At 68.9% G+C, this 21,340-nt stretch carries 22 protein-coding genes; 11 read left to right on the forward strand and 11 right to left on the reverse strand.

Annotation, left to right across the window (positions count from 1 at the left end):
* Positions 1 to 7: 7 nt before the first annotated feature.
* Positions 8 to 1,078: an NADH:flavin oxidoreductase/NADH oxidase gene (locus PUT80_RS01025; RefSeq protein WP_275290766.1), complete on the reverse strand. Its 1,071-nt coding sequence runs from the start codon at positions 1,076 to 1,078 to the stop codon at positions 8 to 10.
* 45 nt (positions 1,079 to 1,123) lie between these two features.
* On the reverse strand, positions 1,124 to 1,918 hold the full coding sequence (locus tag PUT80_RS01030) for an IclR family transcriptional regulator (RefSeq protein ID WP_275290767.1): 795 nt from the start codon (positions 1,916 to 1,918) through the stop codon (positions 1,124 to 1,126).
* 56 nt (positions 1,919 to 1,974) lie between these two features.
* Here PUT80_RS01030 and PUT80_RS01035 point away from each other — a divergent pair, with 56 nt between their 5' ends.
* Entirely contained in the window at positions 1,975 to 2,889 is a 915-nt protein-coding gene (locus PUT80_RS01035) for a polysaccharide deacetylase (protein ID WP_275290768.1), read from the forward strand.
* Here the strand turns inward: PUT80_RS01035 and PUT80_RS01040 are convergent.
* Positions 2,842 to 4,017, reverse strand: a complete 1,176-nt coding sequence (locus PUT80_RS01040; protein ID WP_275290769.1) for an MFS transporter — start codon at positions 4,015 to 4,017, stop codon at positions 2,842 to 2,844. The genes PUT80_RS01035 and PUT80_RS01040 overlap by 48 nt on opposite strands.
* Before the next feature lie 132 nt (positions 4,018 to 4,149).
* Between PUT80_RS01040 and PUT80_RS01045 the strand changes: the two genes are divergently transcribed.
* Both PUT80_RS01045 and PUT80_RS01050 read left to right on the forward strand, forming a co-directional pair.
* The gene (locus PUT80_RS01045; RefSeq protein WP_275290770.1) at positions 4,150 to 5,481 is read left to right on the forward strand and encodes a sensor histidine kinase; all 1,332 of its coding nucleotides are present in this window, start codon (positions 4,150 to 4,152) and stop codon (positions 5,479 to 5,481) included.
* Positions 5,482 to 5,492: 11 nt separating this feature from the next.
* Complete coding sequence (locus tag PUT80_RS01050; protein WP_043832501.1) at positions 5,493 to 6,140, forward strand: response regulator transcription factor; 648 nt, start codon at positions 5,493 to 5,495, stop codon at positions 6,138 to 6,140.
* Between the two features lie 37 nt (positions 6,141 to 6,177).
* Here the strand turns inward: PUT80_RS01050 and PUT80_RS01055 are convergent, their stop codons facing one another.
* Complete coding sequence (locus PUT80_RS01055) at positions 6,178 to 7,866, reverse strand: 2-isopropylmalate synthase (protein ID WP_275290771.1); 1,689 nt, start codon at positions 7,864 to 7,866, stop codon at positions 6,178 to 6,180.
* 203 nt (positions 7,867 to 8,069) lie between these two features.
* On the opposite strand from PUT80_RS01055, the gene PUT80_RS01060 reads away from it, so the two are divergent.
* Positions 8,070 to 8,999, forward strand: a complete 930-nt coding sequence (locus tag PUT80_RS01060) for a LysR family transcriptional regulator (RefSeq protein ID WP_275290772.1) — start codon at positions 8,070 to 8,072, stop codon at positions 8,997 to 8,999.
* On the opposite strand, the gene PUT80_RS01065 is transcribed toward PUT80_RS01060, so the two are convergent.
* The 6 genes from PUT80_RS01065 to PUT80_RS01090 all read right to left on the reverse strand — a co-directional run bounded on the left by PUT80_RS01065 (position 9,000) and on the right by PUT80_RS01090 (position 14,035).
* Positions 9,000 to 9,704, reverse strand: coding sequence for a GNAT family N-acetyltransferase (locus PUT80_RS01065; RefSeq protein WP_275290773.1), 705 nt, complete (start codon positions 9,702 to 9,704; stop codon positions 9,000 to 9,002). It lies immediately after the preceding gene.
* Between the two features lie 13 nt (positions 9,705 to 9,717).
* The gene (locus PUT80_RS01070; protein WP_037811165.1) at positions 9,718 to 10,449 is read right to left on the reverse strand and encodes a DUF2786 domain-containing protein; all 732 of its coding nucleotides are present in this window, start codon (positions 10,447 to 10,449) and stop codon (positions 9,718 to 9,720) included.
* Between the two features lie 230 nt (positions 10,450 to 10,679).
* A complete protein-coding gene (locus tag PUT80_RS01075; RefSeq protein WP_134665115.1) occupies positions 10,680 to 11,330 on the reverse strand; it encodes a response regulator transcription factor in 651 nt (216 codons plus the stop codon).
* A complete protein-coding gene (locus PUT80_RS01080; RefSeq protein ID WP_275291090.1) occupies positions 11,327 to 12,469 on the reverse strand; it encodes a sensor histidine kinase in 1,143 nt (380 codons plus the stop codon). The genes PUT80_RS01075 and PUT80_RS01080 overlap by 4 nt, the downstream gene beginning before the upstream one ends.
* A 214-nt stretch (positions 12,470 to 12,683) precedes the next feature.
* On the reverse strand, positions 12,684 to 13,253 hold the full coding sequence (locus PUT80_RS01085) for a TetR/AcrR family transcriptional regulator (protein ID WP_275290774.1): 570 nt from the start codon (positions 13,251 to 13,253) through the stop codon (positions 12,684 to 12,686).
* Entirely contained in the window at positions 13,250 to 14,035 is a 786-nt protein-coding gene (locus PUT80_RS01090) for an SGNH/GDSL hydrolase family protein (RefSeq protein WP_275290775.1), read from the reverse strand. Before PUT80_RS01090 ends, PUT80_RS01085 begins: the two co-directional genes overlap by 4 nt.
* A 158-nt stretch (positions 14,036 to 14,193) precedes the next feature.
* Here PUT80_RS01090 and PUT80_RS01095 point away from each other — a divergent pair, with 158 nt between their 5' ends.
* The 3 genes from PUT80_RS01095 (at position 14,194) to PUT80_RS01105 (ending at position 16,727) form a co-directional block, all read left to right on the forward strand.
* Positions 14,194 to 14,838, forward strand: a complete 645-nt coding sequence (locus PUT80_RS01095) for a lytic polysaccharide monooxygenase (RefSeq protein WP_037811170.1) — start codon at positions 14,194 to 14,196, stop codon at positions 14,836 to 14,838.
* A gap of 86 nt (positions 14,839 to 14,924) precedes the next feature.
* A complete protein-coding gene (locus PUT80_RS01100; protein WP_275290776.1) occupies positions 14,925 to 15,794 on the forward strand; it encodes a YwqG family protein in 870 nt (289 codons plus the stop codon).
* A 21-nt stretch (positions 15,795 to 15,815) separates the two neighbouring features.
* Positions 15,816 to 16,727: an NAD(P)H-binding protein gene (locus PUT80_RS01105; RefSeq protein ID WP_275290777.1), complete on the forward strand. Its 912-nt coding sequence runs from the start codon at positions 15,816 to 15,818 to the stop codon at positions 16,725 to 16,727.
* A gap of 3 nt (positions 16,728 to 16,730) precedes the next feature.
* Here PUT80_RS01105 and PUT80_RS01110 read toward each other — a convergent pair whose 3' ends face one another.
* On the reverse strand, positions 16,731 to 18,203 hold the full coding sequence (locus tag PUT80_RS01110) for a helix-turn-helix domain-containing protein (RefSeq protein ID WP_275290778.1): 1,473 nt from the start codon (positions 18,201 to 18,203) through the stop codon (positions 16,731 to 16,733).
* A gap of 106 nt (positions 18,204 to 18,309) precedes the next feature.
* Between PUT80_RS01110 and adh the strand changes: the two genes are divergently transcribed.
* The 4 genes from adh to PUT80_RS01130 all read left to right on the forward strand — a co-directional run bounded on the left by adh (position 18,310) and on the right by PUT80_RS01130 (position 21,331).
* Positions 18,310 to 19,833 (forward strand): aldehyde dehydrogenase, encoded by a 1,524-nt coding sequence (gene adh / locus PUT80_RS01115; RefSeq protein ID WP_037811172.1) that lies wholly within the window; start codon positions 18,310 to 18,312, stop codon positions 19,831 to 19,833.
* Positions 19,833 to 20,204 carry a DUF779 domain-containing protein gene (locus PUT80_RS01120; RefSeq protein WP_037811174.1) on the forward strand — a complete coding sequence of 124 codons (372 nt, stop codon included), beginning with the start codon at positions 19,833 to 19,835 and terminating at the stop codon, positions 20,202 to 20,204. The genes adh and PUT80_RS01120 overlap by 1 nt, the downstream gene beginning before the upstream one ends.
* 225 nt (positions 20,205 to 20,429) lie before the next feature.
* Positions 20,430 to 20,813 (forward strand): hypothetical protein, encoded by a 384-nt coding sequence (locus tag PUT80_RS01125; protein WP_037811176.1) that lies wholly within the window; start codon positions 20,430 to 20,432, stop codon positions 20,811 to 20,813.
* Between the two features lie 17 nt (positions 20,814 to 20,830).
* Complete coding sequence (locus PUT80_RS01130) at positions 20,831 to 21,331, forward strand: hypothetical protein (protein WP_275290779.1); 501 nt, start codon at positions 20,831 to 20,833, stop codon at positions 21,329 to 21,331.
* Positions 21,332 to 21,340 lie beyond the last annotated feature (9 nt).

Here is a 21,340-nt window from a genome sequence, read left to right on the forward strand (position 1 = left end):
TAGTCCCTCAGAAAGCGCGGTGGTAGCGGACGGGCCAGGCGTCTTTGGGCTGGTTGCGCAGGGCGAGGTACGGGTCGCGCAGCAGTGATCGCCCCATCAGCACGGCATCGGCCTTGCCCTCGCGGATGATCCGGCCCGCGGCCGCCAAGTCCGTGATCTGTCCGACCGGCGCGACCGCCAGCCCGGACGCTTCCTTGAGCGCGGCGGCGAACTCGACGTTCACGCCTTCCCGGTTCGGCGGCCGGGCGCCTCGATCGCGCACGAGCACGCCGGAGGTCACGTCGAGCAGGTCGATCCCGATCGCCGCCAGTTCCTTGGCGAACGCCGCGGCGTCGTCGAGCGCGATGCTGTCCTCGACCCAGTCGGTGGCGGTGATGCGGACGAACACCGGTTTTTCCTGCGGGAACGCCTCCCGCACGGCGCGGGCCACGCGCAGCGGGAAGCGCATCCGGTTCCGCGGGCTTCCGCCGTACTCGTCGGTGCGCTGATTGGACAGCGGCGACAGGAACTGGTGCAGCAGATAGCCGTGCGAGGCGTGGATTTCGACAGCCTGGTAACCGGCCAGCTCGGCCATCCGGGTCGCGTGCGCGAAGTCCTCGACGACCTGGTCCAGGTCAGCCGCGGTCGCCGGGCGGGGCATCGCCAGGTCGCCGAACGGGATCGCCGACGGCGCGATCAGCTCCCAGCCGCCGTCGGCGACCGGCACCGGTCCGTTCTGCCCGTCACCGACCCACGGGACCTGGTGCGATCCCTTGCGGCCGACGGCGTTCAGCTGCACCGCGGGCACCGCGCCGTGGCCGGCGACGAACGAGGTCAGCTTCCGGTGCGCGAGCGCCTGTTCCTCGTTCCAAAGCCCGAGGTCGGCCGCGGTGCACCGGTTGCCTGGGCTGATCGCGGTGGCCTCGACCATGACCAGCCCGACGCCGCCGATCGCGCGGGGGCCGTAGTGCGCCAGATGCCATTCGGTCGGCAGCCCGTCCGGGCCCGCCGCGTACTGCGCCATCGGGGACATCCAGACGCGGTTGCGGAAGATGACGTCGCGCAAGCGCAACGGGGTCGTCTCCGGGAACTCACTCATGCCACAACACGGTACGCATCATTCCGCAATGCGGCACGCTCCGTGTCAGCTTTCGGCGAGCAGGCGGCTGACCTCGGCCGCCGCGGCCACGACCAGCGGCGCGAAGGTCTTCTCCTGGGCGCGGGAGTAGCGCGTGTCGGGAATCGCGAGGGTGATCGTCGCCACTGGCCGTCCGGCCGGGTCCGTGATGGCCGCGCCAATCGACGACACCTGCGGGCGGTACCACGACGAGGACCCGTTGAGCGCGTACCCGCGTTTCGCGGTCAAGGCGATGTCGCGGCGGAGGGCGACGAAATCCGGTGCCGGGTTCTGGGCGAACTCGGGAAGTTCGTGGGTGAACAGCTCCTCGACCTCGGATTCGTCGAGCCGCGCCATGATCGCCGTGCCGCCGGAGGTGGCCAGCAGCGGGACACGCGTGCCGACATCCAGCACGACCCGCACGACCTGGTCGGTGTGCTGAGTGGCGATGACGACGAGGTTGTCGCCGTCGCGTTCGGCCAGCATGACGGTCTCGTTCGTCTCCGCGGCGAGCCGTTTGACGACCGGGTCGGCCAGCTCCTTGAGGTCCGGCTTCCCGCAGTCGCGCAGACCGAGCGCCAGCACGCGCGGCGCGACACCCCAGCGCGAGCGTTCGGCGTCCACGACTTTCAGCCATCCTGCCTGCTGAAGCGTGATCAGCCCGCGCTGCACGGTGCTCTTCGGGATCTCCGTGCACCGCGCCAGCTCCGAGACGCCGATGGGCTGTCGCTGGGCGACTTCCTCGAAGACTCGCAGCGTGCTGAGGACGCTGTTCATCGTCCGGACCCCGCTGGCTGGCTTCTCGGGCTCTTCGTCGTGCATGTGCCTCATCGTGGCACAGCGATACGATGAAGCCTCGCGGCGCAGGGGGAGGAAGCATGACGGAACCGTGGCAGTGGAGCGAGCAAACCTGGCGGGGTCACGTCGAGCGCGTGCGTGCCGGGCGGCCGCTGCGGCCGGACTCCTGGCCGGGCGGGGCGCGAGTGGCCGTGGCGTTGTCGTTCGACTCCGACCACGAGACGATCTCGTTGCGCGACGGCCACGTGCTGCCGGGCAAGCTCTCGCAAGGCGAGTACGGCTCGCGGGTCGGCGTGCCGCGGGTGTTGAAGCTGCTTGAGCGGTTCGGGGTGCCGTCGACGTTCTTCATGCCCGCGGTGTCGGCGTTGCTGCACGACGGCGAGGCACAGTCCTATGTGGATGCTGGGCACGAAGTCGCGTTGCACGGCTGGATCCACGAAAGCAACGCCCAACTGCCGCCCACCGCTGAACGTGACCTCACCTTCCGGGCCGCCGACACGCTGGAGCGGCTCACCGGCACGCGTCCGGTCGGCATCCGCACGCCGTCCTGGGACTTCTCCGAAAGTTCCCTCGCGATCATCCGCGAACTGGGCCTCGCCTACGACTCCTCGTTGATGGCGGACAACGGCTGCTACGAGATCCTCGCCGACGGCGAACCGACTGGCATCGTCGAGCTTCCGGTGGAATGGATCCGCGACGACGCGCCGTACTTCACGATGAACCGCTTCGGCTCGCAGCGTCCGTACACCCCGCCGCGGGAAGTGCTGCCGATCTGGCGTGACGAGTTCGACCTAGCCTTGGCCGAGGGCGGCCTTTTCCAACTCACCATGCACCCGCACATCATCGGACATCGTTCCCGCATCACGATTCTCACCGAGCTGCTGGAGCACATCGCTTCGCACGACGGGGTTTGGTTCGCGACGCACGCGCAGGTCGTCGACTACGTGTCATCGCCGATGGATGACAGCCACGACAATCCCGACGGCCGCGGCTAACGCTCCAGCCAGGACGAACGTCGTCCCCATCCCGACGGCGTCGATCACCGGCTGCGCGATCAGCGGCGACGAGAATTGGCCGAGGAACAACGCGGAGGTCAGCAACCCCAGCGCCCTGGTTCGCACCCCAGGGGAGGCGGTGGAGACCAGCCAGCCGTTCACGGTCGGGTTCTGCAGCCCAATGCCAAGTCCGACCACGACCATGCCCAGCGCGGCTGTCCACAATGCACTCGCGGTACCGAGGACGACCAGCCCGACGGCGAACGCGGCGAACATCGCGATGGCCAGCGCGGGGAAGGACCAACGGGCCCGCAGCCGGCGGAAGTTCAGGCCCACCAAGGTCATCACCAGATTGACCGCGGCGATCAAGGCTCCCGCGACTGCCGGTCCGGCGCCGCCGACTTCGGCCAGCCAGAACGGTGCCTGTGTCGGAACGGTGTAGAAGACCACGACGCCGATGAAGATCAACGCGTACAACCCGAGCAACCTTGGCTGCCACGGCGACGCGGCCGTGGTGGTGTCCGCCGGATCGGTCGGCTGGACGGGCGCGTCCGGCACGAATCGCAGCACGAGCACCAGCATCGGAATCGCGAGCAGGTAGATGGCGAACGGACCGCGCCAGTCAAGCGCGGCCAGCAAGCCGCCGAGCAGCAGCGCGACGACGCCGCCGAAACCCATTGCCGCGCCTTGCAATCCGAGCACGCGGCCGTGTTCCTCGGGGTCGTGATGGTCGGCGATCAACGCGGTGGACGTGGTCATGATCCCGGCGATGCCGATGCCGAGCACGGCCCGTCCGACGAGCAGTGCGGGGAGCGAGTCCAGCAGCAGACCGGACCCGCCGCCGACGGTGTACAGGGCGAGGCAGGCGAGCAGCAGCGGCACACGTCCGGTCCGGCCGCTCAGCTTGGCGAGCAACGGCGCGGAGACCATGATCGCCAGCCCCGGCAACGTCAGCACCAGCCGGACGAGAAGTTCCGCGTGCGGTTCCGCGGCGAAGTGCTGCTGCATGCCTGGCAACGCGGGTGTGATCGTGGCACTGGCCATGATGGTCATGGTGCTGACGCCGAGCAACGTCGCCAGCAGAGATCTCGGTGGGCGCCGCACTCCGGCGTCAGTCGTCTCGGTCACGACGCCGAAGGTAGAACTTCAACTTAACTTGAAGTCAAGGTCAGGACCGCGTGCCGGGTATGCCTAGCCCTACCTCCGAGACTACGGGCAAGCTGATCGAAACCGGGCAGCGCGCTGGCTAATCTGGATCTCGTGGCTACCGTCTCGACAACCGCGAAACCGCGTACTGTGCTGGATGCTTTGTCGCATCGGACATTCCTGATCTCCTCCTGGCCGTGGCGGGCGCTGCTGTACGGGCTCAGCACCGGCCCGATGACGCTGCTGTTCGGTCTTCCGTTCGGGTTCTGCCTGCTTCCGCTCGCGGTGCTGGTCAGCCGGGTCGTGCAAGGACAGACCTCCGATCTGGGGCTGGTCGCGGCGTTCTCGGTGTTCGGCATGCTGCTGTTCCTGAGCGCGGGCCCGGCGTGGGCAGCGGTGGTTGCCGGGGTCGAAAGGCAGCGGTTGCGCATGGTCGACCTCAACCCGGTCACAGTCCCCTTTGGACCGATCAGTGAACCGGGCTGGTGGCCCCGAATGCGGACGCGCTACACCGAACCGGCGGCGTGGCGTGAACTCGGGTACGCGGTGCTGTTGTGCACCGCGATTCCCGCGCTGTACTCGGTGGCTGGCATGGTCGCGTTGTTCGCGGCCGTTCTGGTGGCGAGTCCGCTGCTCGTCAACGAGAACGATACGATTTCCGTTGGCTTCACTGAGGTTTCCACCCCGGGCGGTGCGGTGCCGTACGCGTTGGCTGGGGTGGTGCTGCTCGTTCTGTCCGGCTATCTGCTCTCCGGGTTCGCTGGCCTGCACGCGATGCTGGCGCGTTCGCTGCTCACCGACGGGGCAGCCGAGAAGCTCCGCGGCGAGCTGACCGAGGTGTCGCAATCCCGCACGCGGCTGCTGTCGGCGTTCGACGCGGAACGCAAACGCATCGAACGCGATCTGCACGACGGCGCGCAGCAGCGGCTGGTCGGGCTGAGCCTGCAGCTCGGGCTCGCGAAGGTCGATCTGCCACCGGATTCCGCGGCGGCGAAGGCGGTGTCGGACGCGCATGACCAGGCCAAGAAGCTGATGGTCGAGTTGCGCGAGCTGATCAACGGAATCCATCCGCGTGCGCTCGCTGAACTCGGCTTGCCCGCCGCGTTGGAGGAGCTCGCCGACGGATGCGCGGTGCCGGTCACCGTGGACGTGGCGGTGCCGGTGCGGTTGCCGGAGTCGGTGGAGTCCACGGCGTACTTCGTGGTGGCCGAGTCGCTGACCAATGTCGCCAAGCACTCCGCGGCCAGTTGCGCCTCGGTGACCGCCGGAATTGTCGGTCGGGTGCTTACCATTGAGGTATGGGACAACGGAGCGGGCGGTGCTGAGCCGTCGCGCGGCACGGGGATCACCGGCTTGAGCGACCGGGTCGCCGTGCTGGGCGGCCGGATGTGGGTGCGCAGTCCGGTCGGCGGGCCGACCGTCGTGCGAGTGGAGCTGCCGTGCTGAGGGGAGAGCCGATGCGGGTCGTCCTCGCCGAAGACGAGGTGCTGCTGCGCGAGGGATTGTGCGGGTTGCTGGAGCGGTTCGGTTTCGAGGTCGTCGCCGCGGTCGGTGATGCCGAGGGGTTGCACGCCGCGGTGCGCGAGCACGGACCGGATCTGGTGCTCACCGACATCCGGATGCCGCCCGGCCATTCCGACGAGGGCCTGCGCGCCGCGGTCGAGCTGCGGCGCACGCGGCCGGAGCTGGCTGTGGTGGTGCTGAGCCAATACGTCGAACACCACCACGCGGCCGAGCTGCTCGACTCCGCCGAGGGGCGCGGGGTCGGCTACCTGCTGAAGGACCGGGTGGTCGACGTCGAGGAATTCGTCGCGACGCTGCGCCAGGTCGTCGACGGCGGAACGGCGGTGGATCCGCAGGTGGTGCGCCAGTTGCTGCGCCGCCGGGCCGACCCGCTCGCCCGGCTGTCGGCGCGGGAAAGGGAGGTCCTGTCGCTGATCGCCGAGGGGCACTCGAACGCGTCGATCGCCCGGCGGCTGGTGGTGTCCGACGCCGCGGTGGGCAAGCACGTCGGAAGCATCCTGTCGAAACTCGACCTCCCGCCGACGGACGACGGGAACCGTCGAGTGCTGGCGGTGCTGGCCTTTCTTCGCGGTAACGGCTGAGGCGGTGCGAGCGCAGGTCGAGCTCGCACCGCTGGGCTTATGCCGCGTTCACCACTGCGGTGAGGCTGGCCGCGAGCACCGAACGGTCGCGCCCGGCTGTCCATTGTGTACCGCTGTCAGTGCGATATTCCAGCAGAGTCAACGCTTCGCTGTCGTTGCCGGAGCCGATGCTCGTCTGGTGCAGGGCCACGATGTCCACCTTCCGCCCGTGCTCGCCGAGCGCCGCGGTGAGCGCTTCGACCGGCCCGGTTCCGGTGTGCGTGCTGGTGTGCTCGATCCCGTCGACGCGCAGAGTGATGCTGGTGTGCTCGTCGGCTGAGTTTTCGAAGCGGGACAACGTGATCGTCGGGTTCGGCTGCAGGTAGGCGGCTTCGAAGAGCTGCCACAGTTCGGTCGCGGTCACCTCGTGTCCGGAGCCGTCGGTGTGGCCTTGGACGCGGCGCGCGAAGTCGATCTGCAGCCGCCGCGGCAGCGTGATGCCGTACTCGTTTTCCAGCAGATAGGCGATTCCGCCCTTGCCGGACTGCGAGTTCACCCGGATCACGGCGGCGTAGTCGCGGCCGAGGTCGGCGGGGTCGATCGGCAGGTACGGGACGCGCCAGTCCAGATCGCGGGCGGGCACGCCGGTTTCCGCGGCGCGTGCGTGATGTTCGGCGAAGCCCTTCTTGATCGCGTCCTGATGGGTGCCGCTGAACGCGGTGTGCACGAGGTCGCCGACGTACGGATGCCGCGCGTGGACCTCGATCCGGTTGCAGTACTCGACGGTGCGGCGGATCTCGTCGATGTCCGAGAAGTCGATCATCGGGTCGACGCCCTGTGCGTGCAGGTTCAGCGCGAGCGTCGCCAAGTCGACGTTCCCGGTGCGCTCGCCATTGCCGAAAATGCAGCCCTCGACGCGCTCGGCCCCGGCCAGCACGGCGAGTTCGGCGCAGGCGACGCCGGTGCCGCGGTCGTTGTGCGGGTGCACGGACAGGATCACCGAATCGCGGCGCGCGAGGTTGCGGTGCATGTACTCGATCTGGTCGGCGTACACGTTGGGCGTCGCGATCTCGACGGTCGCCGGCAGGTTCAGGATCACCGGACGGTCCGGGCTCGCCTGCCAGGTTTCGGTGACCGCGTCGCAGACTTCCAGGACGTAGTCGGGTTCGGTGAGGTTGAAGACCTCGGGGGAGAACTCGAAGCGGATGTTCGGCCGGTCGCCGGCCGCGCGCAGAACGTCGCGGGCGCCGTCGAGGATCAGTTCTTTCAGCGACGCTCGGTCGTGGCCGAGGACCACTGTGCGCCAGGTCGGCGCGGTGGCGGTGTACAGGTGGATCACGACGTCGTTGCGGATGCCGCGGACGGACTCGACGGTGCGCTCGATCAGGTCGCGCCGCGCCGGGGTGAACACGACGATGGTGACGTCTTCCGGGGCCAGATCGGTGTCCGCGAGCAGCCGGACGAAGTCGTAGTCGGTCTGCGACGCGGACGGGTAGCCGACCTCGATTTCCTTGTACCCCATGCTGATCATCAGTTCGAAGAACCGGCGTTTGCGCGCCGGGTCCATCGGTTCGGCCAGCGCCTGGTTGCCGTCGCGCAGGTCGACCGGCACCCAGAGCGGGGCTTGGGTGATCCGGTTGCCGGGCCAGGCGCGGCCGGTGTTGGGGACGTCGACGCGCTGGTAGACGTCGCGGTAGCGGTACGACGGCATGCGAGAGGGTCGCTGCCGGTTCCAAACGGTGTTCATCTGCGGTCCTTCAAGTGGTCGGGAGCCGACCGGCGCGCGTGCTTGCCCCACGGCGGGGGGCCGGTCCGGTCAGGCCCCGCCGTGGCGGCGAAGGAGAAGGAAGCGCGTGAACATCGAGGCGGAGCGTACCACAACTCCTCAGACAAGTAGCGGGGTCGAGGCAACCCGCCGCGGCGGGCGGCGCGAGCGCTTAGGATTGGCCCGTGGAGCTGGAATTCGTGCGGACCTTCGTCGCCGTCGTGGACGGAGGGCAGTTCCAGGAAGCGGCCGCGGAGCTGGGGATCACGCAGCAAGCAGTGTCCAAACGCGTCGGCGCGCTGGAACGCGAACTAGGGGTGCAGTTGTTCACCCGCACCGCGCGCGGGGCCCGGTTGAGCACCGACGGCGAGGCGTTCCTGCCACACGCCCGGGTGCTGCTCGACGCCGAGAAAAGCGCACTCGCCGCGGTGCGTCCGGAGCAGCGGCCGTTGCGGGTGGACGTGCTGAACCGGCGGACCAAGTCGGCGCAGCTGGCGCTGAGCTTCCACCGGGCGTTCCCGGAGGTGGAGCTGGAGATCGTGACCACCGGCGCCGAGTTGAGCTTTGACGCCGCCGTCGCTGCGGTCGCGGCTGGTTCGGTCGACGCGGCGTTCCGCGGGGTGCCGAAGCGCGACCTGCCGGGCGGCGTGACGAGCGGGGTGGTGGACTACGACGCGCACGAGCTGCTGGTCGGCCCGCACCACCCGTTCGCCGACCTGCCGTCGGTGCCGATCGCGAAACTCGTCGGCCATCGGATCTGGATGCCGGGGCTGTCGGCGAGCATGGAATGGGGCGCGTACTACGCGGAGCTGGCCGAGGCGTTCGGCCTGACCATCGACGTGTCCGGCCCGGTCTTCGGCAACGAAACGATGCTGGACGAACTGGCGACCTCGCCGGACCTGGCGACGTTCGTGGGCGCTGGCTCGCGCTACTTCTGGCCGGACGAGTACGACCTCCGCCGCGTGCTGGTGGTCGACCCGACGCCGGTGTACCCGATGTCGCTGCTGTGGCGGCGCGAGCCCGCGCATCCGGACGTGCGGAAGCTGCGCGATCACCTGGTGACCGGGCAGGAACCAGGGGACGGGGTTTGGCTGCCTGGCTGGGAGCAGGAGTAGTCAGAGCGGGTGCTCGTACCAGACGTTCGGTTCGACGTACACGCCCAGATCCTGTTCCGTCGACGCCAGTACCGGGGCGATTCCGCCGGGCACGACGGTGTGTCCGTCTTCGAGCCGGATGCCGGTCCACTGCGCCCACTGCGCGAGCGTGCCGGTGACGGTCATCGCGAACGGTGCGATCTTCCGGAACTTCCCGCCCAGCCGCTCGTGACTGCGCAGCCAGGGATCGGTGCCCCGGCCGAGATAGTCCACAATGGACTCCAACGGCGGTTTTCCGGTGGGCCGCACCGGCACGACCAGCCGGGAAAGCCCAGCCCGGCGCGCCCGGTTCTGCAACTCCACGAGCGCTTGCGCGGCGATCCCTTGCCCGCGCGCGGATTCCGCGACGTACACCTCCAGTGCGACCAGCGTGGTGGGTGCCCGTCCGTCGAGGTGGTCTTCGGCGGCCCAGACGAGAGCACCGTCCCAGCCGTGGTCGGGCAGTTCAGTTCGCTCTGGGGTGGGGAAGGCGACGGGAATCGCCGCCGCTCGCGCTACCGGTACGTCGTCGTCGAGGAGGACCAGGAAGAACTCCGGGGCGATCCGCCTCGAGCTCGCCAGCCCGGCGGTGAGGCCCTGGCCGAGGAACTCCCCGCCGACGAATCCCAGCTGGAGCGCGGGAACGCGCAGCTCCGGCCGGGCGGCGAGGTCTTCGATGCGGAGCACGACGCCCTCCAGGTCAGCGCACCGGAAGCGCTGACCGCCGCCTTCCCAGCGCCGCCGGGTCGAGATTCGCCCGGGTCCCGGCCCGGTGCCCCTCCCGGTATCCGGACCCCGACAACCGTCGCGGGGCCGCCGAGCGCAGGTCGCCGTACTCGCGGTCGAAGGCCTGCTGCACCAGCGCCGTCCGGTCCCGCACCACCAGTTCCGCCGACTTCCCGCCGGCGACATCGGAGTACGTCCGCGCGGCGTTTTCTTCCGCCGCGGTCAGCCGTTCGTGCACCGCGCGCGCGAAACCGTGCAGCCACGTCCGCCGGTACGCCGCCAGCGATTCGCGGAACACCCGTTCCTCCGGCCGCACCCGCGTGAGCTGCGTGCTCGCCTGCAGCAACAGGCTGGTGAACAGCAGCTCGACCCGCGCGAGGTCGGTGCGGAAGCCGAACACGGTGACCTCTTCGACCCCTTGGCCGACCCGGTGCAGCAAGGTCCGGCAGCGCAACGGGTACGCGATGCTGGTGAGCAGGCTGGCTTTGTCACGGCTGTACGGATTGGAGATCGGCAGCTTCAGCACCGTGATGTCGTCGCCGCTTTGCCCGGACGCGGCGAGCATCGCGTTGTCGATCCCGTGCCGCGCGATCAGCTGCGCCGCTTTGGTGTTGTACAGCTCGGCTTCGGCGGGCGTGACGGCCGGGTCCTCGGCCTTGGCCAGCAGCTTCCGCACGCGCTCCAGCAACGTGTCGTGGTCGGGCATGACCCCCCTCTCCAGCAGGCGCGGCCCGTGCGGACCGGCATGGGGTGCACGGTAGGCGTGGGGTACGACAATATTCGATCAGATGTTCGGGAGTGACACTGGGCGCCCGGTTCGTCGCAGCCGTGGTCGGCTCGGGTCCGAACGGCCTGGTCGCGGCTGTCAGCCGAGGATTACTGTCCACATTGGAGGGACGAAAGCCGGGGAGAACGCGTGCTGCGCCGCGAATTCGGCTACCGCCCTGGCCGGACCAATCCGGTTTCGTAAGCGACGACGACCGCCTGCGCCCGGCTGGAGATGCCGAGTTTGGGCATCAGCCGGTTGAGGTGCGTCTTCACCGTCGCCTCGCTGACCAGCAGCCGGGCCGCGATCTCCGCGTTCGGCATCCCCGTGCCGACCAGCCGGAGCACCTCCCGTTCGCGTTCGGTCAGCCCGCTCAGTTCCGGCGCGGGCTCCGCGGGCGGCGCGCTCGTGTAAGCCTCGACCAGCCGCCGCGTGATCGTCGGGCCGAACAGCATGTCCCCGCGCGCCACCGCCTGGATGCCGGAGATCAGCGTCTCCGGCGGGCTGTCCTTGAGCAGGAATCCGGCCGCGCCGGCCCGCAGCGCGCGGTACACGTATTCGTCGAGGTCGAAGACGGTCAGGATCAGTACGCGCGGGTGGTCCGGCCCGGCGAGGATGCGGGCGGTGGCCGACACGCCGTCGAGACCGGGCAGCCGGATGTCCATCAGGATCACCTCGGGCCGCAGCCGCGCCGCCTCGTGCACGGCCTCGATCCCGTCGCGCGCCTCGCCGACGACCTCGACGCCCGGCGCGGCGTTGAGCAGCGCGACGAGCCCGGCGCGGACGAGATCCTGGTCGTCCACCACGAGCACACTGGTCACTTCGGTTCTCCGCCGGTCCGGTCCGAGTACGGGAGGGTCAGCACCACCTCGAACCCCGCCGGTTCGCGAGGCCCGATTTCGATCTCGCCACCGTACATACGCGCCCGCTCCCGCATGCCGACGAGGCCGTGACCGGCGGGATTGCCGTCGGTGCGCGGTCCGCCGCCGGAGTCGGCGACGCTCAGCCGCAGTGCGTCGGACAGGTACTCGACGTCCAGCGTCGCGAAAGATTCCGGCGTGTGCTTCAGGACGTTCGTCAGCGCTTCCTGCGCGACCCGGTACGCGCACAGCTGCTGCCCCGACGGCAACGTCCGCGGCGTTCCGGCGACCCGCATCCGCACGGTCAGCCCGGCCTCGCGGACCCGGCTGACCAGCGAGGGAAGCTCTTCGAGACCCGGCTGTGGACGGTATTCGCCCGGCTCGTGGTGCGGCGGCCGCAGCACGCTGAGCAGGCGGCGGAGTTCGTCCAGCGCCTCGGTGGTCGTGCCGGTGATCGTGTCGAGCGCGCCGCGAGCGGTGTCCGGCGCGGACTCGAAGACGTACCGCGCGAGGTTGGCCTGCACGGAGATCACCGACAGATGGTGCGAGACAACGTCGTGCAGCTCGCGGGCGATGCGCAGCCGCTCCTCGACGACCGCCAGTTCGGCGCGGTCGGCCCGTTCCGCGGTTGCGTGCAGGGCGAGCCCGCGGAGGTAGACCGAGTGTCCAATAAGGACGGTCGCGGACGCTTGCAGCACCGCGATCACCGTGTCGCCGATCGGGTTCGAACTGTCGCCGACGAGCATCGTGACTTCGAACCCGGCCACCGCGAACAGCGACGGCGGCCAGGCTTGCCGGACCGGATAGCGCGCCCACACCGTGTACGCGGCGATCAGCAGGTCAGGACGGCCGAGCGTCGCGCGGTACCCGGCCAGCGCGAACGCGCCGACCAGCAGGGTCACCGCGAGCAGCACGGTGATCGGGTAGCGCCGGCGGACCACCAGCGGCACCGCGCCCGCCGCGGCGAGCAGCAGCCCGAACAGCCCCGGCCGGTCGCCGAGGGAGCCGTGGTGGACCGCCGCTCCGGCAAACAGGAATAGTCCGACCGCGGCTGCCAGCAGCGAATCCGTGCACAGCGGCCGCGCCCGCAGGATCCGCATCACGCGCCCGAAACTACCTGCCTGACCGGCGGTTTCCCAATTCCGTACCGCGATCGCGGCAGGCCGCCTACCGCCAGGGTTTACCCGAGGCTGCGGCGAAGGGCGGATTCCGCGGACGTGATCGAGCGGTTACGGTCGTTTTTGAATGGTCATCCATTCCCGCTGTTCGGCGGAGAGCCAGGGGTGGGGAGGATTCCGGGCTCTCCGCTGAGCTTCACCCCAGATACGCGTCGAGCGTCACCGCCAACGCCGATTCCGGCGAAGGCGCGAAGCTGGCTCCGGCCAGCCCACCCCACAACCACAGCTGCGCGAGACCGTGCAACGCGGCCCACAGCGACGCCGCGACCAGCCGAGGATCCGTACCCGGACGCAGTCGATCGTCGTCCGCTTCGGCGCGGTCGAGCCGCACTAACTCGGCGAAGGTGTCGAAGACGGCGCTGCTGGCCGCGACCAGCCCTGGCTCCTCCGGGTCGATGAGGTCGCGACGGAACATCAGCTCGAACATGGCGGGGTTCGCTACCGCGAAGTCGACGTACGCGTGACAGGCGGCCGTGACGCGTTCGCGCGGGGTGCCCTCGGGCAACTGTGCGCCGCGATGGAGCAGCTGTGTGAAGCCAAGCGTCGCTACGGCGGACAGCAACTCCGCGCGTCCCGAGAAGTGGCGAAGCGGCGCACCGTGCGACACGCCTGCCGCCTTCGCGATACCGCGCAACGTCACGGCCTCGACGCCGGAGCCGACGAGCAGATCCGCTGCGGTGCGGATCAACCGCTGTCGCGCGCTCATACCTGAGCTTCGGAGAAGGCCACCGGCAGCAGCTCCGGACGCTTCGGCAGGAAGCCGTCGCCAGGGGACCGGCCGGTGAGCCGGTTGCGCAGCCGCGTAATCCCCACCGGGAGCACCTCCTGCCACAGCCAGCGCAGGTCGGCGATCGCACTGCCCTGGGCCGGAGCGCCGGGAAGCGGCTCCAGCCAACTGCCGTCATGCGCGACGCCGAGCCGGTCGAGCACGTGCCCGGCGACGCGCAGATGTCCGGCCTGCGACAGGTGCAGCCGGTCCGGCCCGAAGTAGCGCGAATCGTGCGCGGCCTGGTCCGGCCACAGGTCGACGAGCTTCGCGCCGTAGCTCACCGAAGCCTCGCGGATGGCGTCGTTGAGCGCGGTGACCCGCGGTCGCATCCGCCCGCCGAGCGGCATGCGATGCGCGATGTCGCTCAAGGTGAAGGTGACGACGGTGGGCGCGATCTGGATGCACTGCCGGATCGCGGTGTCGACGCGCCGAGCGACCGTGCGAGCGTCCCAGCCGCGGCTCATCACGTCATTGCCGCCGCCGAACAACGCGATCAGATCCGGTTCGTGCCGCTCGGCCGCGGGCAGCTGCTCCGCGGCGATCTGGTCCAGCCGCCGCCCGCGAACGGCAAGATTGGCGTAGCGAAACGCGGTTTCGTCGCGCGCGAGCCGCCCGGCGACGTAATCCGCCCACCCGCGGTACCGGCTGTGATCCGGGTAGGGATCGTCCAGCCCCTCCGCGCAGCTGTCGCCGACGGCGACGAACGTGTGGAAACCCATTCCGCTCTCCGTAACCCCTGGTTCACCTTGTAGACACTGTCTATCAAAGTAGGTAGACGGTGTCTACCTCAGGGGCGCCCGACTTTCGGGTCTGCAGCGCGCTGCGGTCGCGCCCTTAGCGTGGGTTTGGTCTAGACCTCTCATGAGAGGAACCCGCGATGAAGTTTTCCCGCTCCGCCGTCAAAGTCGGGATACTGACCGCCGTGCTCGGGACGGTTTCGGTGTTCACCGCCGTTCCCGCCCTCGCGCACGGTTCGATGGGCAACCCGATCAGCCGGATCATGCAGTGTTTCCAGGAGGGTCCGGAGAATCCGCAGTCCGCCGCGTGCAAGGCCGCCATCGCGGTCGGCGACAGCTGGCCGATCTACGACTGGGACGAGGTCAACATCGGCGACGCCAGCGGCCGCAGCCGCGAGATCATTCCGGACGGCAAGCTGTGCAGCGCCGGCCGGGACAAGTACAAGGGGCTCGACCTCGCCCGCGACGACTGGCCGGCGACCACGTTGCCGAGCAGCGGCCCGTACACCTTCCAGTACCAGCTGACCGCCGCGCACGAGGGCACCTTCGAGCTGTACGTCACCAAGCCGGGCTACGACCCGACGAAACCGCTCAAGTGGTCCGATCTGGAAGACACTCCGTTCTACAAGCAGGACAACCCGCCGATCGCGGGCAACGCCTATCAGCTCCAGGCGAACATCCCCGGCGGGCGCACCGGCCGGCACTTGATTTACTCGATCTGGCAACGCCATTGGCCCGATTCCGGCGAGGCCTTCTACTCCTGCTCGGACGTGATCTTCCGCTGATCGCGGGGCCCGGCAGGGGCAGCGAAGACCTCTGCCGGGCAAGCTGCTCGAGCGTTTTTGTCGGTGTGCCGCGCCATCATGACGGAGTGACGGCATGGAAAGATCGACTCAGCGCTCTCGCTCAGGATCGGCTGCCCGCTGAGGTGGCGGCGAAATGGATCGAGCTGTTTCAACCCGGAATCCGGCTGGTGTCCCGCGGCACCGGTCCACGGGTGGGGCAGCTCGGCGGAAACCCGGCGTTGCCGGAAGCGGTGGAATGGCCTGCCTGGGCGGACCATGGGCCGCTGACGTTCGTCGCCGCGGTGGACTGCGCGACGCTGCCGCGCGAGTTCGTGACCATCCCGCTGCCGGAGGCCGGAACGCTGTTGTTCTTCTGCTTCGACGGCCGCTACACCCCCGATCGCTACCAGCACGATCTGCCCCGCGATGCCGACGGGTACCGAGTGCTCTTCGTGCCCGCAGGCACTCCCGTCGCCGAACGAACGCCCCCGTCCGGCCTCGATCCGTACCCGCGCCGGGACGTTTTCGCGGAAATCGTGGCCACTGCCCCGGAACGAGAGCACTTCCTGCTGGACCGCACCACGATCGCGAGCGGAGAGTCCCTGGCCGAAGCGGTCAAGACGGTCCTCGGTCCTGGGCGGGCAGGCACGGATGTGTTCGGGGAGATGACGTGGGAAGTCGCCCAGGGCACGCGGCGGCATCAGGTCGGTGGCCTTGCCGCACCAGTCCAGGGTGCCGTGGAGAACGAGATCGCGGCGGAAGTGCTCGAGGGCGGGTGGGAAGATCCGCGGCACAAAGAGGAAGCGGCCCGCTGGGTGCTGCTCGCCCAGTTCGACAGCGCCGAGGAAACCGACATGATGTGGGGCGACGTCGGAATGTTGTACTGGCTCATCCGGCCCGAGGATTTGAAGGCAGGCCGGTTCGACGCTGCCCGCTGCTTGATGCAGTGCGGCTGACAAGCCCGAATGGAACGGACCATGAAGATCTTGGTGGTGGGCGGCAGCGGTCTGCTGGGCCAGCATGTGCTCGACGAACTGCGGAACCGCGGGCACGAGACGACCGCCGTCGCGCGTACGGCACGTGCAGGCGTCGACCGGACGCTCGACGTCTCGAAGGCTTCGCACGCGGAGCTGCGCGAAGCGCTAGACGGACACGACGGTGTCGTCTTCGCCGGCGGCATGGACGACCGCGCGGTTGGACGCGGACCGGTCGAGCCGCGGCTGCGCGCGGGCAATGTCGCACCTGTCGCCGCGTTGTTGCGCGCGGCGCGCGAAGCAGGCTGTACGCGCGCGGCGGTGCTTGGGTCGTACTACACGTACTTTGACCGCGTACATCCTGAGTGGGGGTTGGCCGCGAAGCATCCGTACGTGCGCAGTCGGCTGGAGCAGGCTCGCGTCGCGCGCGAAACGGCTGGGCCGGGGTTGCCGGTGGCGGTGATCGAGGTGCCGTTTGTCTTCGGCGTTGCGGAGGACCGGGTGCCGCAGTGGTCGGTGCCGATCGTCAAGTGGGTCCGTTCCAACTCGCCGCTCTTCGCGCCGCCAGGCGGGACCGCGGCGACGAGTGCGCGCGGCGTCGGCGTCGCGACGGTGGACGCGCTGGAGCAAGCATCGGGCGCGGATGTCCCGGTAGCAGAGGAAAATCTCCAGTGGACGGACATGTTCGCCCGGCTGGCGGCAGCAGCGGGGCGACCCCGCCGGGTCCGGCCCATGCCCTCCTGGCCGGTGCGCGGTGCGTTCAAGCTCGGCGGATTTCTCAACGGGCTGAGCGGGAAGCAACCGGGGCTGACAGTGCAGCACATGGACGGCTTGTTGTTGCGGGAGTTGTATTTGGAGCTGAATTACCCGGCTCCGGTGGACGAGGCGATCAGGGAGACTGCTGTGGCACGGTAAGAATCAACCCAGCCGGGCCCGATGCGTCCGCACCGCCGCCAACCGCGGATCCGACGGTTCGAGCACCGAGGCCAGCGCGTCCAGGATCGCCAGATCATCGGCACCACAGGAGGTTTCCCAGAACGCCCACAACGTGTCCGCGTCCCGGCTGTTCAACGCGAGCTGCCGGACCTGCGCGCTGATCGACTCGCGTTCCTCCAGGATCGCGGGCGATTCCGACTCCGCGAGCAGCGGGCCCTGGAACGACCGGACCGCCGCCGCGGCGTCCCCGGCGCGCAGAGCTGCTTTGGCGCGCAGGAAATCCGCGTCCACCGTGGCCGCGAGGCGGTACGGGCGCGTCTGCAGCACCCCGGTGCCGAGCTGGGTGCGCAACCGGTGGATCTCGGCGCGCACGGTCACCGGATTGCCGGTCTCGCCGTACAGCTGCAGCGCCAGCTTCTCCGCCGACAAACCGCGCGGCTGAAGCGCAAGCAGGGTCAGCAATTCGGCGTGCCGCAGGGTGAACGGGATGTCCCGACCGTCCACAGTGGTCGATCCCGGGCCATCGGTGAGGTACTCGAGCGACAACTTCCGCCGGGTCGCGGAGCCGGACGTGGCGATCCGCAGCAGGTAGCCCTCGTCGAGCGGGTCGACGGTGGCGATCCGGCCGTCCGGGAGCGTCACGGTGCCGCCGCCTTTCCGTACCTCCACAGCGGACGGAAGGGTGCACGCCTCGGCGGCCAGCACCCGCCCGCCCGCCGAAAGGAGCGCGCCGGGGCGTCCGCGCAACGACGCCAGGTGCGGCATGTTCGCCCGCCGCACCTTCTCGTCGCGGACCGCCAGCTGGGCTCGCAGCCGTCCCTCGGCGAGCTGCGCGGTGGCCGTGACCAGCGACAACATCGCCGGATGCACCGTGCGCAGAGGTCCGCTGACGTCGATCGAGCCGAGCAACGCCCCGGTGTCCGGATCGCGTACGGGAGCCGCCGCGCAGGTCCACGTGTGATAGCGGCGGACGAGGTGTTCGGCGGAGTAGATCTGCACCGGCTGCCCGGTCGCGAGCGTGGTGCCCATCGCGTTCGTGCCGATCGCCTCTTCGCTCCACCGCGTGCCCTCGGTGAGCGCGACCTGGTCGGCGCGCAGCAGCACGCCGGTCGCGCCCTCCCGCCACAGGATGAGCCCGTTCGCGTCGGTCACGATCATCATGTGCTCGGCGTCGTCGGCGATGCTCACCAGCATCTCGCGCAACAGCGGCAGCACCGGGGCCAGCGGATGCTCCGCGCGCAGGTCGGAGAGCTCGTCCGCCTCGCAGATCAGCGGGGCCTCGCCGGCGTCCGGGTCGACGCGCGCGGCCAGCGAGCGTTCCCACGACGCCGACACCACCGAGCGCGGCGAACGCGGCGAGGTGGACCCGGACAGCACCGCCTCGCGGACATGCCGGAGCAGCCGCGCGTACGACTCCGGATCGCGCAACAGGTCGGGTTCGGGCGCCTCTGCCACGTCAACGAGAGTAGAGACCCTGGTCACAAGGCTGCAACGTCGGCGCAACGTTGCCCGGCCTACGGTCGCCGCCGACCGTCACCGACCAGCAACGAGGCAGGGCAAGATGGCCGTATACGCCGCACCGAACACCGACGGCTCCGTCGTCGACTACGAGACCCGCTACGACCACTACATCGGCGGCGAATACGTCGCGCCGGCCGGCGGGCAGTACTTCGAGAACCCGACCCCGGTGACCGGGAAGACCTTCACTGAGATCGCCCGCGGGACGGCGGCCGACATCGACCGGGCGCTCGACGCGGCCGAGGGCGCCGCGCCCGCGTGGGGCCGCACCTCGCCCGAGGAGCGCGCGAACATTCTGCTCAAGATCGCCGATCGGATGGAGCAGAACCTCGAGAAGATCGCGGTCGCCGAGTCCTGGGAGAACGGCAAGCCGGTCCGCGAGACCCTCGCCGCGGACATCCCGCTCGCGATCGACCACTTCCGCTACTTCGCCGGCGCGCTGCGCGCCCAGGAAGGCGGCATCTCGCAGATCGACGACAACACCGTCGCCTATCACTTCCACGAGCCGCTGGGCGTCGTCGCGCAGATCATCCCGTGGAACTTCCCGCTGCTGATGGCGGTCTGGAAGCTCGCTCCGGCGCTGGCCGCGGGCAACGCGATCGTGCTGAAGCCCGCCGAGCAGACCCCGGCGTCGATCCACCTGCTGCTGTCGATCATCGGCGACCTGATCCCGCCGGGCGTGCTGAACATCGTCAACGGCTTCGGCGTCGAGGCGGGCAAACCGCTCGCGTCGAGCAACCGCGTGCGCAAGGTCGCGTTCACCGGCGAGACCACCACCGGGCGGCTGATCCTGCAGTACGCCAGCGAAAACATCATCCCGGTCACGGTCGAACTGGGCGGCAAGAGCCCGAACATCTTCTTCGACGACGTCGCCGCGGCCAACGACGCGTTCTACGACAAGGCGCAGGAGGGCTTCGCGCTCTTCGCGCTGAACCAGGGCGAGGTCTGCACCTGCCCGTCGCGCGCGCTGATCCAGTCCGGCATCTACGACCGGTTCCTCGGTGACGCGGTCGAGCGCGTGAAGAAGATCAAGCAGGGCAACCCGCTCGACACCGAGACGATGATCGGCGCGCAGGCCTCGAACGACCAGCTCGAGAAAATCCTGTCCTACATCGACATCGGCAAGCAGGAGGGCGCGAAGGTCCTGACCGGCGGCGCGCAGTCCGACCTCGGCGGCGACCTGTCCGGCGGCTACTACGTGCAGCCGACGGTGTTCGAGGGCGACAACAAGATGCGCATCTTCCAGGAGGAGATCTTCGGCCCGGTGGTGTCCGTGGCGAAGTTCGACGACTACGACGACGCGCTGAAGATCGCCAACGACACCCTGTACGGCCTCGGTGCCGGCGTCTGGTCCCGCGACGGCAACACCGCCTACCGCGCGGGCCGCGACATCCAGGCCGGCCGCGTGTGGGTGAACAACTACCACGCCTACCCGGCACACGCGGCCTTCGGCGGCTACAAGGCGTCCGGCATCGGCCGCGAGAACCACAAGATGATGCTGGACCACTACCAGCAGACGAAGAACATGCTGGTCTCCTACTCCGACCAGGCGCTGGGCTTCTTCTGATGCCGCAGCGGGTGGACCTGACCCCAGCCGCCGCCGACCTCCTGCGGCGGCTGGTGCCAGTCCACGGACCGGTGATGTTCCACCAGTCCGGCGGATGCTGCGACGGCAGCGCCCCGATGTGCTACCCGGCCGGCGAATTCCGGGTCGGAGCTCGCGACGTCCATCTGGGCGACCTGACGGTGGAGGGCATCGACGCGGTGCCGGTGTGGATGTCCGGTCCGCAGTTCGAGTACTGGCGGCATACGCACCTGACGATCGACGTGGTGCCGGGACGGGGGAGCGGGTTCTCCTTGGAGGCTCCGGAGGGAGTGCGGTTCCTGATCCGGTCCCGGTTGCTCAGCGACGAGGAGTCGGCTGAGCTGAACGGATAACCGGACAGGTCCGCTACGGCGGCACCCGGTGAGTGTTTCCCGCTCACCGGGTGCCGCCGTTTGTTTGTTGACGGCTGGTTGAGCGCACCATTAAGCTTCCTTGTGGTTCGGGGGTTGACTGATTTCTGCGAGAAGAAGTGTGCTGTTGTCGTTCTTCTCGCCCTGGTGGCGGCCGGGTGTAGCGGGCCGCCGGATCCTCGGGCGTATCCCGGCAGCGAGGACGGAGTGAGCTGGGAAGAGGCTGCTGCGCGGTACGCGATCGCGTTGCCGTCGTGTCCGACCAAGGCTTTCCGGTTCGACGTGCAGCCCCGGCTTCGGGACCATCTGGTGTTCACTTTCGTGGCATCGAAGTCCTGCGTGGACGGCTTTTTGACGAAGTACGGTGCGGACCCTGCTCACCCGGGGCTGAAATGGCCTCGGGACGACAACTTTCCGCCGTTCGGAGCGGACAAGTCGGAGCGATACGGCTGGACCTATGACTTGAAGCAGCGCTCCGCTCTGTACCACGGTTTCCGGACACCGAATGGCTCGTCGTTCTGGGTGTTCGTCAAACAGGGTGCCGAGGAGACGGTGTACGCCTATAGTCTGACGACCGGTTACCCGAACTAGTAATCGTCGCAGGGAAAATGACAAAGAAATCGATAGCCGCGATTCTCTTTTCCGTCGCGGTAGTCGCCGGATGCGGTGGCCAGCGGGACCCGCGGGCGTATCCGGGCAGTGAGGACGGCGTCAGCTGGGAAGAGGCCTCCGCCAGGTTCCAGATGACGCTGCCGTCCTGTCCGGTCAAGGAGTTCCATTTCGACGTCCAGCCCAGGCTCACCGAACGGCTCGCGTTCGCCTTCGTCGCGTCGAAGTCCTGCGTGGACAAGTTCCTGAAGCAGTACGGCGATGATCCGGCGAACCCGACCCGCAAGTGGCCGGTCAGCGACCCCGAGCCGCGGCCTCCGTTCGACGCGGACGAGATGCGGCAGTTCGGCTGGACCTACGATCCCAAGGCGAAGGCTGACCTGTACACCCGCCTCGAGACGCCGTACCACGCGAAATTTGCGGTATTCGTGAAGCCGGGCATCGAGGAGACGGTCTACGCGCGCAGTCTGACCTCTGGCTTCCCGGACCCGTCGAAATAGTCGGGACCC

The organism is Amycolatopsis sp. La24 (assembly GCF_029087445.1).
In the GTDB taxonomy this organism is placed as follows: Bacteria; Actinomycetota; Actinomycetes; order Mycobacteriales; family Pseudonocardiaceae; genus Amycolatopsis; species Amycolatopsis nivea.

Bases quoted from the DNA above. Each gene is read 5' to 3' on its own strand.
- PUT80_RS01025 (WP_275290766.1), bottom strand. From the start codon at position 1,078: ATGAGTGAGTTCCCGGAGACGACCCCGTTGCGCTTGCGCGACGTCATC.
- PUT80_RS01130 (WP_275290779.1), top strand. From the start codon at position 20,831: ATGACAAAGAAATCGATAGCCGCGATTCTCTTTTCCGTCGCGGTAGTC.
- PUT80_RS01055 (WP_275290771.1), bottom strand. From the start codon at position 7,866: ATGAACACCGTTTGGAACCGGCAGCGACCCTCTCGCATGCCGTCGTAC.
- PUT80_RS01050 (WP_043832501.1), top strand. From the start codon at position 5,493: ATGCGGGTCGTCCTCGCCGAAGACGAGGTGCTGCTGCGCGAGGGATTG.
- adh (WP_037811172.1), top strand. From the start codon at position 18,310: ATGGCCGTATACGCCGCACCGAACACCGACGGCTCCGTCGTCGACTAC.
- PUT80_RS01120 (WP_037811174.1), top strand. From the start codon at position 19,833: ATGCCGCAGCGGGTGGACCTGACCCCAGCCGCCGCCGACCTCCTGCGG.
- PUT80_RS01105 (WP_275290777.1), top strand. From the start codon at position 15,816: ATGAAGATCTTGGTGGTGGGCGGCAGCGGTCTGCTGGGCCAGCATGTG.
- PUT80_RS01095 (WP_037811170.1), top strand. From the start codon at position 14,194: ATGAAGTTTTCCCGCTCCGCCGTCAAAGTCGGGATACTGACCGCCGTG.
- PUT80_RS01080 (WP_275291090.1), bottom strand. From the start codon at position 12,469: ATGCGGATCCTGCGGGCGCGGCCGCTGTGCACGGATTCGCTGCTGGCA.
- PUT80_RS01035 (WP_275290768.1), top strand. From the start codon at position 1,975: ATGACGGAACCGTGGCAGTGGAGCGAGCAAACCTGGCGGGGTCACGTC.
- PUT80_RS01030 (WP_275290767.1), bottom strand. From the start codon at position 1,918: ATGCACGACGAAGAGCCCGAGAAGCCAGCCAGCGGGGTCCGGACGATG.
- PUT80_RS01070 (WP_037811165.1), bottom strand. From the start codon at position 10,449: ATGCCCGACCACGACACGTTGCTGGAGCGCGTGCGGAAGCTGCTGGCC.
- PUT80_RS01085 (WP_275290774.1), bottom strand. From the start codon at position 13,253: ATGAGCGCGCGACAGCGGTTGATCCGCACCGCAGCGGATCTGCTCGTC.
- PUT80_RS01090 (WP_275290775.1), bottom strand. From the start codon at position 14,035: ATGGGTTTCCACACGTTCGTCGCCGTCGGCGACAGCTGCGCGGAGGGG.